Origin of the sequence: Candidatus Hydrogenedens sp. (genome assembly GCA_035378955.1) — a bacterium.
GTDB lineage: Bacteria > Hydrogenedentota > Hydrogenedentia > Hydrogenedentales > Hydrogenedentaceae > Hydrogenedens.
The window spans coordinates 1-16,059 of the sequence record DAOSUS010000030.1 but is presented as its reverse complement, the minus strand read 5'-3'; the positions used below and the strand labels follow the sequence as shown (position 1 = coordinate 16,059).

The window sequence follows — 16,059 nt, the reverse complement described above, 5'->3', positions numbered from 1 at the left end:
GTGCTCCTTCTATTATACCTTCGGGTATTCCCTCTAAAATCCCTTCCCCTTCTACTGTGCCTTCTCCTTCTGTTATCCCTTCTATACTACCTTCTAAAATTCCTTCCCCTTCTGTTGCGCCCTCTCCTTCCATTATTCCTTCTGTTGTCCCTTCATTATTTACTGCAATTTTATCAGCAAACAACTCTTGCTGAAAAAATACCCACAATGAGATAAGCATCAAAAATACAAAAAAAACATTCTTATATATTTTTCTTTCTTTATTCATATGATTCTTTCTATATTTGTTTCTAATTATATCCTTTAAATAGGTTAATTTGTTCAATAAATTTATAATTCCTTTATAGCCATTGAGGTTGTTTTTACAAGATGTGTCTTCCAATTTAGTTTCTGAATTAACTCTTTACCTTGTTTTTTAGACTCTACAATAACAAAAAAAGTTGACCCACTACCTGTCATTCCGACATATGGAAAACCCATTTTTTTTATTTTTAATTTTAATTCATATAATTCAGGATAAATACAAAAAGCAGGTAATTCTAAACGATTATATATGACTTTTCCCCAATTACTTTTTTGCAATTCATATATTACTTTCTTAAACCTTAAACTATATTTATTTGCACTTCTATGAGAAGGTCGAATTTTTAATGCAGGATGTTGATAAACTTTTGCAGTAGAAAGGGATAACGGAGGATGAATTAAGACGACCCATATATCAGAAATTGGAATTAATGCGGATAATTTCTCCCCTTTTCCGGTAACTGCCTGTGTTCCTCCTATAAGAAAATAAGGGACATCAGAACCCAATCCTTTGGCTATATCTATCAATTTATCCTCCCTTAACCCTAAATCCCATAATTTATTTATCGCATACAAAGTACCTGCGGAATTAGCAGACCCTCCACCTAATCCTGCACATATAGGAATATTTTTATTAATATAGACATGAATTCCTTTGTCTATTTTTGCGATATCTTTTATTTTTTTTATTGTTTTATAAACAATATTTTTTTCATCCATAGGCAAGGACACATCGTTTGAGGTAATGCAAATGCCTTTTTGTATTTCATAAAAAGTAAGGTTATCCGATAAAGTTACTGTTTGGAAAATTGATTCGATTTTATGAAAGCCATCGGGATATTTATCAATAACATCCAGATAAAGATTTATCTTTGCGTTTGTTTTTATCTTCATCAAGGCACGCATAAATAAAACCACCTATACAACTTTTTGAAAACAATATAGAAATTATCAGATAAATAGCAAGAACCTATACTTTGCAAAAACTTTAAATATTTCAAATAATCGAACTGTGTTTGTTGCTTGTCTTTGCCAACGGGTGTATATCACAAAACCCCTTTTCTGTATTTAGTCAAAATTTTCTGTTTGTAATATTTTATTACAAACAAAAAGACATTTAAACATCAATCTACAATCAATTCAACTTTTTCAGGTGTGGTTTTAAAAGAAATGAGAATTATATTATCGGATAGTTTTACACTTTTAAGGGGTTTACCATCAATCAAAACTTTATTTATTTTATAGGACTCGGGTTTATAGATATATAAAGTAGCGGGGGATGTCATGGTCTCTTTAAATAAAACCTCTAATTTCTTTTCTTCATTCGCCCAACGGGTAGAACTGATAAATTCCATTCCACATTGGCTTGCCGTTTTTACTCCCACTACTGATGGCGTATCTGTTTTAACCATTAAACCAATAAACTTTTCTTCTGGATTACTTTGAATAGTTTCACTGTCTTCTATAAACTTCTCCTTAGCATAATCCCAGAAGATTGCTTCGTTATTTATACTTTTTAGGAATGATGCAGAAAAAGGTTCTGCATTTTTTGAAACATAAACAAGTGAATTATTAAAACTATCTTGGGTAGCATAACTCCGATAATACCAGACCGATGGCTCTTTTTTATTCGCATCAAAAGGTGAAAACATTACCTTTGTTTTAAGAGTTAATTGAAGCATTTTTTTTGCAATATCTGAATTATTAAAATCTCCTAACCATACTACAGGTCCCGGGAATGATTGAAGGAAAGTATTTGAAAGAAAGTTTTGAGTATTTACTAACTGATTGTTTACTTTTACAGGAGCAATTCCTGTATTAAAGCCTGCCAATGTTCCGCTAATCGCACAGAATTGAGATAACTCTTGCTCGGTATTAATAACTGTGTCAGAAAACTTTGGATATACAGGAATATTTTTGAAATAGTCAGAAAGTTCTTTTAACCCTTGAAATATTGCTCCTGTATAAGTTGCATTAATCTGTTCTAAAACTGCCTCCGGTATAGAAATATCACAAACGATAAAATCGGGATTCCACGACAAAATTTTCTCCCACCGTTTCTTTGCAATTTCTAACCCATTGGGGGTATTAAACTTTACAAAGGCATATTCTTCGGATACAGGTACTGCAAACTCAGTTCCAGCGGGAACAGCCCACGGATTTAAAGATAATCCCACTTTTAACGAACCATGATTTTTTAATTGTTCAATTACCGATTTCATATCTTTTGATAAGTTTTTCGCATTCCCCTTTAAGGACCCCAATGGTTGCTCCCATCCGTTAGGTATACACACCGCATTTATACCAACATTACTCGAAAAACCAGCAATTTTTGATAAATTTCCCAGACTTGCCTTTTCAGGGTCAACGGAAATCCAACCTCGAATAGGCTTCTCGATTACCATTTTAGAATAGGTTGGAGAAAGGGAGGAAATCGCCCATACAAAAGTAGTGTGAAGTTTATATGCATCATTACTGAAAGAGATAAGCACCGGGTCGCTTTCCAGTGTTTCCCCGGGTGCAATCGTTAAGGAAGGCAAATATTCACATTCTACTGCACCTGTCCAGTTATCACCTTCCCCTTCTGTAACTATTCTGGAATGGGATTTTCCCTGAGGACAAACAGCAAAGACGATTTTCTGCCCTTTATTCGTAGTGAGTTCTAATATTTGGGATTCTTCTTCTGAAACATAAGTCCAATACCCGTTAACATTCGCCACAGGTCTTCGCACTTTTTCATTAGGAACCCGTGTAATTAATCCTGCAACGGGCGGGAACACAAAAGGCTTAATTTTTGAAATAGTTACAGGACTCGTTCCATTATTGGTTATAAGCGTAGTAAAAAGGACAAAACTGCATTGTTTAAAACTGGTGGCTCGTTGTTGGATTAAAATATTGTTTTTTACCGGGAATATTGCAGTAAAATGCGTTGCAGGTCCAAATACACTATCCACAGCTACCCTATCTGTAAACGCATTGCCCAGAGACTCCGCAGAAATTTCTTCACCTGTTTTTAACTGTATTGAAGGCCCATAACCTTCAATCACTGTCATCTCCGAATAATTATCAGGAACGGTATTAAAGATGTGCCAATCTCCATTCATCTCATCAAAATCAATTCCCATATCTTCCCATGAAAAAGTATATCGGTGCCGTAAAACCCATGGAGAGGAACGAGGCTGAGGCACTTCATCCTCAACCTTTTTTTTCTTTTTTGTTGCTGACCAACCATCAATGGAAAGTAAAACAACAAAAGTTAAAAGAATGATAAAAATAAGGCAACTTTGAGTTCTCTTTTTCATAAACATAATACCTCAGTTATGTGGATTTTTTGATAAACTAATACAATTAACGAAACAAATACTTACAACTATTCAAATATACATCTTATTCCTGACTACCTATAATAAGTAACAAGCATCCCTGTTATGTTAAAATAGGGTTTAATTTTATGGGAACTTGTTTATATGAGTTTTGGAAAGTTTATATTAAATTATAAAACAATGTCAATTCTATGTAGACAACTTGCATCTGCCTATGAAGGAGGTATCCCTATTATTCAGGCATTGCAAATTGTCGGCGACAACTTTCCATCCCGAAAAGTAAAAACGATTTTATATCATTGCGCAGATAACCTCATTAATGGGGCAACACTCAGTGAAGCATTACAAAAGGCTGAAGTATTTCCTGATTTGTTTGTGCAACTTGTGTCTGCTGGCGAAAAATCCGGTAGGTTGGATTCTATTTTAAGAGATTTAAGTTCCTATTACGAAGACTTGTGGAAAATGAAACGCTCCACAATTGCTTCCTTAATATACCCGATAACTCAATTGGTGTTAGGCTGGTTTTTAGGTAGTTTTGCATTAGGAATTGTTCGTCATATCGGATTAGAAAAGACCTTTTCATTAAATATATATTTCTCTTCCTATATTTCGTTTCAAGTAAAAGTAATTATCGTTTTTATAGTCCTGACAACTGCATTTATATTTTTGAAAAACTTAAAAAGTGTTCAGTCCATTTTATATGGGATATTCAGATATATTTATCCATTCAGCTTTATAATTCATAAATTCTCATTAGCCCGATTTTTTAAATCATTGTCATTACTTTATTCCAGTGGCATTCCCATTACAGAAGCCTTATTACAATCCTCCGAACTTTTACCATCCTCTAATTATCAGAAAGATATATTCACCGTGGTTCACCTTATTCGAAAGGGAAGTAATCTTGAAAAATCATTTAAAACACTTCCCTGGATAGGACGATTAGGTCAGGAAATGATAGCTATAGGAGAACAATCGGGAAAACTTGATGAAACATTGCAAAAAGTGTCGGAATACTTTTTATTGGACGCACAGCAGGCTCTTAAAGTTGCAAGCAAAATCTTTAGTATATTAATCTTATTGGCTGTCGGTGTCATAATCGGGTTTATCGTAATAAGTTTTTACGCTCAACTTTATGGAAACATGTTCAAGCAGCTAGGCATATAAAAGATAAGGAATCAGGATAAAGTATGGATGAGATGATTTATAAAGATGACCTTCCCCCAGAAGAGCCTAAAGATTGGACCAAATATATTTGGGGTGGGATTATTCTTCTTTTTGTTATCATGGTTGCTATTATTTGGATGGCAGGACATATTAAACCCAAAACTTCCTATGTCCGTGCTAAACATATTCTCATTAAATTTTCTCCTAATGACCCAGCTGACCGTCAAAGGGCTTTAGAATTGATAACAGAACTAAAACAGCGTATTGCTCAGGGTGAATCCTTTGAAAAACTTGCAAAAGAATACTCAAATGACCCGGCAAGTGCAAGACGAGGAGGGGATTTGGGTTATTATGGACGAAATTCTTTTGAACCTGCCTTCGAAAATTATGTCTGGTCTGCACCTATTGGACAATTAAGCGATATAATTGAAACCAAATACGGTTTCCATATCATCATCGTAACGGACAGGCACTTAACAGAAGTAGACCGCTATGAATTGGAATTAGATGAAAAAGCTCGCAAAAGTGTCGAAGGAAATAAATAGTAAAAAATAGTAAATATAAAATTAATAAAAGAAAGGGAAAAGTATGTTAGAAAGATTTGAAATGGCTCCTCCCGACCCTATTCTGGGATTAACCGAAGCATTTTTAAAAGATAGTAATCCTGAAAAAATAAATTTAGGTGTGGGGGTTTACAAAGATAACTCCAATAAAACTCCTATTTTTAACACAGTAAAAAAAGCCGAAAAAATTTTATTAGAAAAAGAACAAACAAAAAGTTATCTTCCCATTTCTGGGTCTCCCGAATTTTGCGAACAAGTCCAGTACCTTGTATTGGGAAAACATAACCCCTGTATATTGGATAAAAGAGTAGCTACGGTTCAGACCGTAGGAGGAACATCTGCTTTACGAGTTTTTGCAGACTTAATCAAAACGAATATTGGAATCAAAAAAATATGGATAAGTAATCCAACCTGGGAAAATCATGCGAAAATATTTCAATTAGCGGGATTTGAAACGGCAACTTATCCTTACTACAAGGCAGAAACTCACGCTCTTGATTGGAACAAAATGCTTTCCACATTGGAATCTATTCCCGAAGGGGATATTGTTTTATTACATGGATGTTGTCATAACCCCACAGGAATTGATTTAAGTGAAGAACAGTGGGATACCGTTGCCAATGTAATTAAAGCAAGAGGAATACTTCCCCTGATTGACTTCGCCTATCAAGGATTAGGAGATGGTTTGGAAGAAGATGCAAAAGGAGTAAGGATTATTGTTGATAAAGTTCCCGAAGTCTTTATTTGCAGTTCTTTTTCTAAAAATTTTGGTTTATACAACGAACGATGTGGTGCATTGATTGGTGTTTGTGGTAATAGTGAAACCTGCCAGAAGGTTCTCAGCCAGATGAAAATAGTCGTTCGCACCAATTACTCCAATCCGCCTGCTCATGGTGCTTATATCGTCCACACCATCTTAAATTCCGAAGAACTCCGCAAGGAATGGGAAAATGAAGTTCAGGAAATGTGTTCTCGAATTAAAAGTATGCGAAAATTATTTGTTGAAAAACTAAAAGAAAAAGGTGTTACTCAAGATTTTAGTTTTATTGAGAAACAAAAAGGAATGTTTTCCTTCTCCGGTTTAACAAAGGAACAGGTTCTTCGATTGAGAGAAGAATTCTCTATATATATCGTCAATTCTGGAAGAATTAATGTCGCCGGGATTACAACAAATAATATAGACCGTTTAGCCGAAGCCATCAGCAAAGTCTTGTAAGAAAGGGAAAATTATAACAGCGATAATCTCAGGAAGCGTTTTGGGCAAGTATATACAAATATACACATAAAAAATGGATTAGACTTCCGCCCATAACAAATAAGTGCCATATTACATGATGAAAAGGTAATCGTTCCCACAAGTAGAAAAAGGTTCCTCCTGTATATAGGATTCCACCAATAAGCATAAGCAACAAAGCACCGGTAGGTATCATTTGAATTGCAGGTTTTATGGCAATTATAGCTATCCAGCCCATAAGTATGTAAATAAAAGTAGCCAAACGGTTCCACTTGCCGATGAAGAAAATCTTAAATACAAATCCCAATAAGGTAAGTATCCAGAGGGAGGCAAAAAGAGACCAACCCCACGGTCCCCGCATATACACTAATAAAAATGGGGTATATGTCCCCGCAATCAACACATAAATACAGGCATGGTCCATAAATTGAAAGAATCTCTTTATTTTCCCCTGTGGGAAAGAATGATATAAGGTAGAACTTAAATATAACAGAATTAAAGCAATACCAAAAGTCATAACACCAGCAAGGGTCCACGGTTCTTCTTTCTGAATTGCCAATATTAACATCACCACAAAACCTGCTACACTTAACCCCGCGGCAAGTCCATGAGTAAGGGCGTAGAATACTTCTTCAGTAGTTGTATATACTTTTTTCATGATTTATACCTATTTTAATACTTTCAATGATAAGGAAGTTTGTTTATGCAAGTTATTGTCCAACCAACTTCAAAAGACGCTGTCGAACTCGTTAGTTATATTATCGCAGAAAGACTGAGAAAAAAGCCACATTTAGTCCTTGGACTTGCCACCGGCAGAACTATGGTCCCTTTATATCAACGATTAGTAGAAATGCATAAGCAGGAAAACCTTGACTTCTCACTCGCAGTAACTTTTAATTTAGATGAATACATAGGAATATCCTCGGAACATCCCGGTTCGTATCATTACTTTATGTATAACACATTTTTTCGCCATATAAATATTGACTTACGGAATACCCATATTCCTAACGGCATGGCTAAAGATATAGCAAAAGAATGCAAAGAATATAAGGAAAAGATAAAGGATTTTGGAGGTATAGATTTACAACTATTGAGTATCGGAGAGTCCGGGCATATAGGTTTCAATGAACCTTTATCTTCTATGTTTTCAAGAACTCGTGAAAAGGCGTTATCGCCCATAACCATTGAACAGAACAAACATCTATTCCCCAATCCGGAGGAAATGCCCAAAAGAGCTATAACTATGGGAGTAGGTACTATTCTTGAAGCCAATGAGTGCATAGCACTGGTAACAGGAAAGCACAAGAGCAAAATACTTGCTGAATCAGTCGAAGGGCCGTTTACCGCCATGATTTCTGCCACAGCCCTACAATTACATCCTAATTGTATATTTGTAGCAGATGAAGAAGCCGCAACAGATTTAAAACAGAAAGAATATTATCGCTGGATTTTTGAAAATGAACCCGAGTGGGAATTATTTCGGCAAAAAATGAAAAAATAGCAAGTAAAAAATCTTTATCGTGAAGGATGGTCTTTTTCCTTCATAATATCGTCCAGAATTAGCAACCGCTCAAACCAAATCATTAACATGGTGCATAAGTATCTTCTGCCCATTTCTCGAAGTTTTAATTTAGATTGCCCCCATGTCCTTCCATACCATGAAATTGGAATTTCTGCAATCTTATATTTACGAATAAGTGCAGATAACGACATCTCTATAGTTATATTGAAGTGGGCTGATTGTAAGGGACTGATACTTTCTATCACATGACGGCGATATACCTTAAACGCATTGGTTAAATCATTAAACCGAGTTAAAAAAAGTATTTGTAAAAATTTATTAACAATTCGGTTGGCAATTAATTTCACTTGGGGATAATGTGTAACTACGCTTTCTTTTCGAAAACGAGAACCAAATACACAATCATATCCTTCTTCAATTTTACGATAGCAACGGACAATATCCTTGGGGTCATCGGAACGGTCTGCCATCACAATCGCAATTACATCCCCTTTAACATTTTTTAATCCACTACGAATTGCACGGCCTAAACCACCAGGTAAAGGATTATCTACAGGGACAATTTCAGGATATTGTTTACTCATTTCTTTTATTACCTGAAGGGTATTGTCCGTACTATTATCATTCACAATCACAATTTCAAAAGGAATACCCTCCATCCGCAATTCTTGAACTAATTCTTCCACTGTCGGTAATATATTCTTTTCTTCGTTATGTGCGGGAATAACAATAGAGTATAAAAGCGTATTTTTCGTTATCGGACACAAATCATAATCGGCCTTTGAGGCCATAATAAATCTCCTCTAATATTTTTTGTATATCATATTTATATTTCCATTGCGGATAATGATTTTGAAACTTCCTCACATCGCTAATCCACCAGATATGGTCGCCTCTTCGTGGCTGGTCTATATATACATAATTCATTTTCTTCCCGGTAATTTCTTCGCTCATCTTTATCGCTTCCAGCAAAGAACAATTACTATGCCTACTCCCTCCAATATTGTAAACCTCTGCGATACGAGGAGATTTATACACCTCCCAAAAACATTCTACAAGGTCATTTGCATGAATATTATCTCGGACTTGCTTCCCTTTGTACCCATATATCCGATATTCTCTACCCGTCATTACACACTTCATCAAGTAAGCAAGAAATCCATGTAATTCTGCCCCTGCATGTTGAGGACCTGTTAGACATCCCCCACGGAATATCGTCGTTTTCATTCCAAAATATCTGCCATATTCTTGCGTCATAACATCCGCAGAAACCTTTGACGCTCCAAAAATGGAATGCTGGCTCTGGTCAATACTCATCGTTTCATCAATTCCATACCTTGCCCAGGGGTGGCTCGGTTCTACTTCCCATCGTGTCTCCTGTTCTATTAAAGGCAAAAAATTAGGAAGGTCTCCATACACTTTATTAGTAGAAGTGAAAATAAATACCGCATCAATGGCATATTTTCGGGTTAATTCCAGCAAATTTAATGTTCCTAAGGCATTGACTCCAAAATCAGTGAACGGTTCTTTTGCCGCCCAATCATGGCTGGGCTGTGCTGCCGTATGTATAACGATAGAAATATCTTTCTGATATTCATTAAAAATCTTTTCTAATTCATTATAGTCACGAATATCTACATTATAATGACGGTAATTGTGAAATTCTTCCTTCAGTTTTTCCACCGACCAGCGGGTACTTGCTTCCTCACCAAAAAAATACGAACGAAAATCATTATCAATTCCAACAATCGTAAAATTCTCTTTAGCAAAACGCCGAACCGATGCAGAACCTATTAAACCACCCGAACCCGTTATTATGGCTACACTCATTTTACTTCCTTATCCGTCTTCTTTCTATTCTATACACTGATTAATAGACACAATAAAAGTTTTCATATTATAGAAGATATTTATGTAAAAGATAAAAATCTGACAGGCTTGTATAAATTATTAAAAATAAACAAAATAAGAGTAACACAAAATTCCTATCAAAAAACTACTTTTGGGGTATAAACTTTTGAAGTAATGTTAACATTTGCCTGTCAACTTTATTCCCTTCCCATTCCTCATACTCAACATCCATTCTATCCGAATCAATCGGACCAAAAGGTCCTTTAAAATTCCACATGGACCAACCCCATCCTACTTCATGGAATAAACTCAATGTATCCTCCAACCAGCCCATTACAGCCTTATGTGGTGTTTGATTAAATGCTCCGAATTCCCCGACAAACACAGGAACCCCTTTATCTTCGAGTTTTTTCCAAGGATTAATTACTTTCTCCCGAATCCCTTCCTTATCCCATACAAAATCTCCCTCCTTATACGGATAGTCAGGAACTGGGACATTATCCCATTGCCCTGCCCATGAGGCTTTGTAATGAGTAATGGGGAAGGGACGATACATGTGTAAATCCGCAATAATACCTAAATCAGATAATTCATCAGGAGGCATAGCACCCCATAACCTTCCATCACAATGAATAGGTCTTTTTTCATCTACACTATGAATAGCATCTACTAATTTGCTTATAACATTCTTATGTTTTTCTGCTGATATATTTCCAGGCTCATTCAAAAGATTAAAACTCAATTGCATTGGTTCAATATCTTTATATCGTTTCGCAAAAGTTTGCCAGTGATAACAACAGATTTTTTGAGCCTCTTCATCTAACCACAAATTCATTGCTTCATCAGGTTTGGCTACAGTCCATCCCGGAGCACGATGAAAATTCAAACAAACATGAATGTTATATTTTTTACCAAATTCAACGGCTTTGTCTATCTCTTTTAAATCTTCTTCCCGTATCTGATATAAGGACTTTTCATCAGTCCAACACCGATAATCCATAGGCAATCGCACAAAATTAAAACCCAAACGATGAATAAGAGCAAATTCTTCTTCTTGAAAGGGCTTCTTCCCATAAACCATAAAATAATTTAACAAATTAAATCCAAAAAATTGGCCCCATATATTTTTTCCATCATCTACGGATTTCTCATTAATCCCTTTATCTTTTTGATTATCTACCTCTCCTAAAGAAAAAGATTTAAATATATGATATAAAGGAAAAGTAGAAAACGTTTTACCTAAAAAAGCCCTTCGCTTCATAAAAATCCCTTTAAAATTTAAAATAGCACACGGCGATTTTTTTCACCATGTGCTATTTATAAACTTTTCAATTAATTAATCTACTGGCTCTTTTCCTGTTAATGCAGAAAAGAAATCCGTTATGATTTTGCTTACAAAGCCTACTAAATAATCAACCACTTTAACAATGATGTCTTTTAATATTAAATTAAAATCCATACTTTTACCCTCCTTCAGTTAGTTGTTTAGGCTGTTGTTATGCCGAAAAGCGCTAATATCTGTTCGGTAAGCCAACCAGCCAAATACTTTACAAATACACTGACAATGATGTTGATGATGTCTGCTAAAATCATCACTTACTCCTTTCGTGTTGTTATTTGTTATAACCAATATAACCCCGCACATTGGAGTTATATATTTTTGTAAACATTACAAACAAAACCACCAATCGTTACTTATTATACAAAACAATTATATAAAACTCAAATAATATTTTTAAATTAAAATTCAAAAAATATATGATTTCTCATTATTTATTCTCTAATTGCAAATAATTTAATTGTCATTTTTTTATTTGCAAAATTCATACCATAGCGATTTTATAACCATAATCTCTCAAAATCTACAATTTACAGAGATATTCTCTAAAATTCATCATAGTTATATATTTCTTTTTTGTAACGAATAAAAACAAAAACAACCTCTATGTATGAAAACTTAAATAGAAATTCTGTATTTAACGGTTTACATTATGCTAATAAATAAAGAGGGGATTGAAAAAATTTAGATTTTTACACATCATCTCCCGTTCCTTCGTTATATATTCACACAATTCCTCCACTCCTCCGATCTTCCTTACTATTTACCAATTAGTCTTTTTTTGTTTGGACAATAAGTGTTTACGGGACTTATTTATCTCTGTATGGTGTTATCTGTTGCATTTATTTTTTCAATAAGTTGGTCTACTTTTTGTTTAAATTGGTCTTGCATAAATATGCAGGTATTTCTCAAACTTTTTCCATAGGCATCTTGTTCATCCCAAACCGGTAGATCTAAAAAATTTTCCTTTAATTTATTTAGATTTGAAATATCCTCTTTTGTCCCTAATTTCTCATATAAATTCAGGAGCTGTTCACGATATTTCAAATCGGCATTAAGAAACTCATATAGCAGATAATATCCCCCCTTATTTTTACGCCAGGGATATGTCGAATAAAATTTATCGCTTGCAGCAATAAACTTTATAACATGTTTCAATACACCTTTCTTTATATCTTCTTTTCTCTTTTCAACTACCTGTGGATTAAGTTCTAGCAAATAGTCATAGGCATGGAAAACTCGGGAAAGCAAAAACTTTTCACCATGACTTCTGGATATATAACATGGGACTTTAGCTAAAAAGATATTTTCTTCATTAGCATTTCCTATGTCTTCTAATTGGCTGCGGTTTACATCATCAATGAATTTATCTGGAGAAACAAGGGCAATATGAGCAAGGTCATAATCCTGGAGGCAAATCCCACTTCTTATCGGTCCATGCCAACCCATGTACCATAAATAGTCATAAAATTCCATTACGAAAACACAATATTCAGGAAAAAAATACCTATAATACCCGTAAGAAACTTTTTCTTTACATAAATCTATCTCCTCTCCTTCAAACAATTCCTCACAAAGTTTAAACTCATTTAGTTCTTCAGATTGATTGTTTTTTGTATCAGATGATAATTTAAGACCTCTTTCCATCTGTTTGTTAAGTATCTTCTGATATAAATCGGACTTTTTATCCGTTGAATAATTCAGGTAGTTTTTTTCAAAAAGTTCTAACACAGCCCTTCCTAATTCAGGGGTCGCATATACTGCTAATTTTACAGGGTCCCAGTTTAATGATACTTGAACGGATGATAAGCATTTCCCAATATTCTCCATCAAAAAGAACATGGTTAAATCGAAGGATTTTGATTTCTCATAAATTTTGTTTGCTTCATCTATGAGTTGTTCAATTACTTTCTTATCTTCTATTTTTTGAATAGATCCTTGCCTTATATGCTGGCTTACTTTTTTCCAATAACCTATTTCTATCATCGTATCATAGGCGTCAATCGAGGAATCTAAAATCGCAAATACCATTATAAATGGCACAAATTTCTTGAATAAGTTTTTCTTGTTCATTTTTCCCTCTGAATGTCCTTTTTTAAGGTTTGTTATTTGTCATCTTTCTTTTCCTGACTAATATCTGTATTCTCTACATCTTGAGTTTTATTATCTAATCCCAATGACGGGATACAGTCCTGCTTCTTATTTGCATCGAAGAATTCAATTATTTCACTTCGATATTGAGTGGCTAATTCTGGACTTGTTTTACAAATCACCTGTAAGATTTTAACCAATTTTTCTATGTTATATGTTTCATGAAATCTCTTTTTTAATAAAGCCTGTATTTCGTCATCTGATTTATCCCCTTTGGAATGTATAAAATCATACAAAATCAATTTTAAAGTTTTTTCTGGGTCGGCAGAGGAAAGAAATAGCATATTATAAGGTTCTCTTCTCCATGCCTCACAGCAATAGTAATCAAACAATCTCGGATTAAAGGTTAGAAAAGCAAAACGACAGAGATTCTTTTCCTCATCACCTTCGTTATCTAAACCGGGACATTCAATTGAGGAATGATATGCCCATTCATCCCTCCAGACACGCCCATATTCTTCTAAACTTTTATCATATAATTTGCATAATAACTCATAATTTCCTGTTTTATCATCTTCTTTACGATATAACGGGTCATATCCCCAATTTAATATTTGCCATTCCCCAACAAGAAGTCGAACTACACGCTCTTCTATTTCTGGATTTATCACAATTTGGAAATAATCATCAGAAACATCCAGTATAAACCCATATAACAATCGCATTCTATCCCATACATCTTGTTTATCTGCTTGGTCCCATTCCTTTGCTAATTCTTCAACAACAAATGGTTCTGAAAAGGCTCGCTTTGACTCCTTAATTTTTTTAACCATGGAGATGTACCATTCTAAGGTTAATTCCTCTGGAGCAAATTCGAATTCCTTATAAATATCTAAATTCTCATTAGTTTTTTTCTTATGAATAAACTTCTTTATTTCTTCAATAAAGGCTGTTTTTAATCCTTCATCTCTGATATGTTGCAAAATAGTGTCGTAATAAATAAGTCGAGAATATTCTTTATTTATATCTGTTGAATCAATCAGACTTAGTGAATATTGTGTTGGTGAAACATTTAATCGTTGTAATTGTTCTTCCACATCTTTTTGGATAGATGAATCTGGAAATTTTTTTATCTGTAGTGCTATTAATTTACGGGCATAATCATAATTACCAATCTTAATGAAATATTTTACCGCCTCCTGAAAAAGGGTTTCCCGCCACGAACATAATTCTGGCAGGGAAGGTAGTATCCCTATCTCCAAAAGTTCCGATATCCGCTTATATAATTCATCGCTTCGCCATTCAAAAATATCTAACTCAGTTAATATAAACTTTGCTATGAGACAATCCAAACTCTGGTCCGATTTCTGCTGTATTAGTTCTTCCAATTTCCTTCTAAATATTCCCCGTGATTCACTATCCAGAATAAGTACACTTTTTATTCCTTTCCTTGTCTTCAATATTCCAGAATTTATATCAAAAAAATTGTTCAAGGACAAACTCTCAATTAAATTTTTATATACTTTTTGATGCTCATTATTAAATCCCTGTAAACAATTATTCTCCACTGAGAAAGTATAAAATTCAAAACAACAAATTATCATCACCCCGATTATACGAGAGGACAATTTTGACATAAATCTTTCTCCATGTATACATTGTTAAATATTGTATCTCACTTTCATTAGTAAGAAAGTCTCACCTTGTATTTTTTTACTATATTGACACTTAAAAAAGTTCTCTTTTCTTTATATTTTTTATAGCATAATTTTGTTTTTCTGTCAAGACCATCTTTATTTTTTCAATAATAGAGTAAAAAACTAAAAAATATAGACAATCCCTAATTTTTTCAAAAGATTTATACAAACACCACAAAACGCACAAAAATAAATAAATATAAATACATACCCAAACACATCTTTTGTCTTTCTTCTTTTATCTATAATTCTATAAATTATTAAGTTATTTCTTTATAAATAGTTCCCTCTTTCTTGATTTCCTATTTTTTCCCTGTATATTCTGAATATTCTTTTATATATCGAACTACTAAAAGTCAACCAACACAATAGCAAAGTCTTTCCTATGTATTATAGTTTTTGAGATTAGATGCTTATTCCAAAATCTCAATAAAAAAACAACTTTACGATTTTCTATTATATACAAGAGTATATAGATATAATAGGCATTCTATTTTTATACAGAGACAGGGATATTGTTTAATTACTTCACTTTCAACCAGAGTTTTTCTACAGCCGAGAGAATTCGTTCTTCAATAGATTCTTTCCACTTTGCAGGTAAACCATATCCAATCTGGAAATCTCCGCCTTCATACCCTCCTTCGTGAAGGACTCTCACAGAAGGAATATAACTCATCATATCGTTCGAATATCCCAATACAATTACATTATTCCCAAACATCTGTTTAATGAATTTCACATAATCTATAACAACCTCTCCACCTAAAGCCACATGCGGAATACCTCCTAAATTCCACACCTGCACAGGATAGTCATAAGAAGTAGGGAAAGACTTACCTTCAGATAATTCTCGCAACAGATATCTTGCTGACCTAAACTTGTAATCTACCTGAGTAGGGTCATTTGCAATTTGTTCCAATTCCTCTTTACTAATAGGCTGTTCCAATTCAAGCGTTGCCATTTCTA

General features: G+C 34.1%; 15 protein-coding genes. 4 read left to right on the top strand and 11 right to left on the bottom strand.

Features of this window, described 5'->3' with window-relative positions; all coding sequences use genetic code 11:
- The 3 genes from PLA12_07850 to PLA12_07840 form a co-directional block, all read right to left on the bottom strand.
- On the bottom strand, positions 1-268 hold a 268-nt coding region (locus PLA12_07850), incomplete at its 3' end, for a hypothetical protein (GenBank protein HOQ32411.1).
- 62 nt (positions 269-330) lie between these two features.
- On the bottom strand, positions 331-1,209 hold the full coding sequence (ispE, locus tag PLA12_07845; protein HOQ32410.1) for a 4-(cytidine 5'-diphospho)-2-C-methyl-D-erythritol kinase: 879 nt from the start codon (positions 1,207-1,209) through the stop codon (positions 331-333).
- A 218-nt stretch (positions 1,210-1,427) separates the two neighbouring features.
- The gene (locus PLA12_07840; protein ID HOQ32409.1) at positions 1,428-3,605 is read right to left on the bottom strand and encodes a hypothetical protein; all 2,178 of its coding nucleotides are present in this window, start codon (positions 3,603-3,605) and stop codon (positions 1,428-1,430) included.
- 165 nt (positions 3,606-3,770) lie between these two features.
- Between PLA12_07840 and PLA12_07835 the strand changes: the two genes are divergently transcribed.
- From PLA12_07835 to PLA12_07825, 3 genes are read left to right on the top strand one after another with little or no spacing between them, the layout of a single operon-like run.
- Positions 3,771-4,793: a type II secretion system F family protein gene (locus PLA12_07835; GenBank protein ID HOQ32408.1), complete on the top strand. Its 1,023-nt coding sequence runs from the start codon at positions 3,771-3,773 to the stop codon at positions 4,791-4,793.
- A 23-nt stretch (positions 4,794-4,816) separates the two neighbouring features.
- On the top strand, positions 4,817-5,338 hold the full coding sequence (locus tag PLA12_07830; GenBank protein HOQ32407.1) for a peptidylprolyl isomerase: 522 nt from the start codon (positions 4,817-4,819) through the stop codon (positions 5,336-5,338).
- Positions 5,339-5,381: 43 nt separating this feature from the next.
- On the top strand, positions 5,382-6,572 hold the full coding sequence (locus tag PLA12_07825; protein HOQ32406.1) for an amino acid aminotransferase: 1,191 nt from the start codon (positions 5,382-5,384) through the stop codon (positions 6,570-6,572).
- A 28-nt stretch (positions 6,573-6,600) separates the two neighbouring features.
- Here the strand turns inward: PLA12_07825 and PLA12_07820 are convergent, their stop codons facing one another.
- Positions 6,601-7,248 carry a hemolysin III family protein gene (locus tag PLA12_07820; protein HOQ32405.1) on the bottom strand — a complete coding sequence of 216 codons (648 nt, stop codon included), beginning with the start codon at positions 7,246-7,248 and terminating at the stop codon, positions 6,601-6,603.
- A gap of 45 nt (positions 7,249-7,293) precedes the next feature.
- Between PLA12_07820 and nagB the strand changes: the two genes are divergently transcribed.
- On the top strand, positions 7,294-8,094 hold the full coding sequence (gene nagB / locus PLA12_07815; protein ID HOQ32404.1) for a glucosamine-6-phosphate deaminase: 801 nt from the start codon (positions 7,294-7,296) through the stop codon (positions 8,092-8,094).
- Between the two features lie 14 nt (positions 8,095-8,108).
- Here the strand turns inward: nagB and PLA12_07810 are convergent, their stop codons facing one another.
- The 7 genes from PLA12_07810 to PLA12_07780 all read right to left on the bottom strand — a co-directional run.
- Positions 8,109-8,906, bottom strand: a complete 798-nt coding sequence (locus PLA12_07810; GenBank protein HOQ32403.1) for a glycosyltransferase family 2 protein — start codon at positions 8,904-8,906, stop codon at positions 8,109-8,111.
- Entirely contained in the window at positions 8,884-9,945 is a 1,062-nt protein-coding gene (locus PLA12_07805) for an NAD-dependent epimerase/dehydratase family protein (GenBank protein HOQ32402.1), read from the bottom strand. Before PLA12_07805 ends, PLA12_07810 begins: the two co-directional genes overlap by 23 nt.
- Before the next feature lie 166 nt (positions 9,946-10,111).
- Entirely contained in the window at positions 10,112-11,227 is a 1,116-nt protein-coding gene (locus PLA12_07800; GenBank protein ID HOQ32401.1) for a cellulase family glycosylhydrolase, read from the bottom strand.
- Positions 11,228-11,302: 75 nt separating this feature from the next.
- Positions 11,303-11,425 carry a hypothetical protein gene (locus PLA12_07795; protein ID HOQ32400.1) on the bottom strand — a complete coding sequence of 41 codons (123 nt, stop codon included), beginning with the start codon at positions 11,423-11,425 and terminating at the stop codon, positions 11,303-11,305.
- A 693-nt stretch (positions 11,426-12,118) separates the two neighbouring features.
- A complete protein-coding gene (locus PLA12_07790; GenBank protein HOQ32399.1) occupies positions 12,119-13,378 on the bottom strand; it encodes a hypothetical protein in 1,260 nt (419 codons plus the stop codon).
- 32 nt (positions 13,379-13,410) lie between these two features.
- Positions 13,411-15,033, bottom strand: coding sequence for a hypothetical protein (locus PLA12_07785; protein ID HOQ32398.1), 1,623 nt, complete (start codon positions 15,031-15,033; stop codon positions 13,411-13,413).
- 583 nt (positions 15,034-15,616) lie between these two features.
- Positions 15,617-16,059 (bottom strand): hypothetical protein (locus PLA12_07780; protein HOQ32397.1); only part of this gene is annotated, 443 nt, incomplete at its 5' end.

Bases quoted from the DNA above. Each gene is read 5' to 3' on its own strand.
- PLA12_07810 (HOQ32403.1), bottom strand. From the start codon at position 8,906: ATGGCCTCAAAGGCCGATTATGATTTGTGTCCGATAACGAAAAATACG.
- PLA12_07835 (HOQ32408.1), top strand. From the start codon at position 3,771: ATGAGTTTTGGAAAGTTTATATTAAATTATAAAACAATGTCAATTCTA.
- PLA12_07785 (HOQ32398.1), bottom strand. From the start codon at position 15,033: ATGTCAAAATTGTCCTCTCGTATAATCGGGGTGATGATAATTTGTTGT.
- PLA12_07830 (HOQ32407.1), top strand. From the start codon at position 4,817: ATGGATGAGATGATTTATAAAGATGACCTTCCCCCAGAAGAGCCTAAA.
- PLA12_07795 (HOQ32400.1), bottom strand. From the start codon at position 11,425: ATGGATTTTAATTTAATATTAAAAGACATCATTGTTAAAGTGGTTGAT.
- PLA12_07805 (HOQ32402.1), bottom strand. From the start codon at position 9,945: ATGAGTGTAGCCATAATAACGGGTTCGGGTGGTTTAATAGGTTCTGCA.
- PLA12_07790 (HOQ32399.1), bottom strand. From the start codon at position 13,378: ATGAACAAGAAAAACTTATTCAAGAAATTTGTGCCATTTATAATGGTA.
- PLA12_07800 (HOQ32401.1), bottom strand. From the start codon at position 11,227: ATGAAGCGAAGGGCTTTTTTAGGTAAAACGTTTTCTACTTTTCCTTTA.
- nagB (HOQ32404.1), top strand. From the start codon at position 7,294: ATGCAAGTTATTGTCCAACCAACTTCAAAAGACGCTGTCGAACTCGTT.
- PLA12_07840 (HOQ32409.1), bottom strand. From the start codon at position 3,605: ATGAAAAAGAGAACTCAAAGTTGCCTTATTTTTATCATTCTTTTAACT.
- ispE (HOQ32410.1), bottom strand. From the start codon at position 1,209: ATGCGTGCCTTGATGAAGATAAAAACAAACGCAAAGATAAATCTTTAT.
- PLA12_07825 (HOQ32406.1), top strand. From the start codon at position 5,382: ATGTTAGAAAGATTTGAAATGGCTCCTCCCGACCCTATTCTGGGATTA.
- PLA12_07820 (HOQ32405.1), bottom strand. From the start codon at position 7,248: ATGAAAAAAGTATATACAACTACTGAAGAAGTATTCTACGCCCTTACT.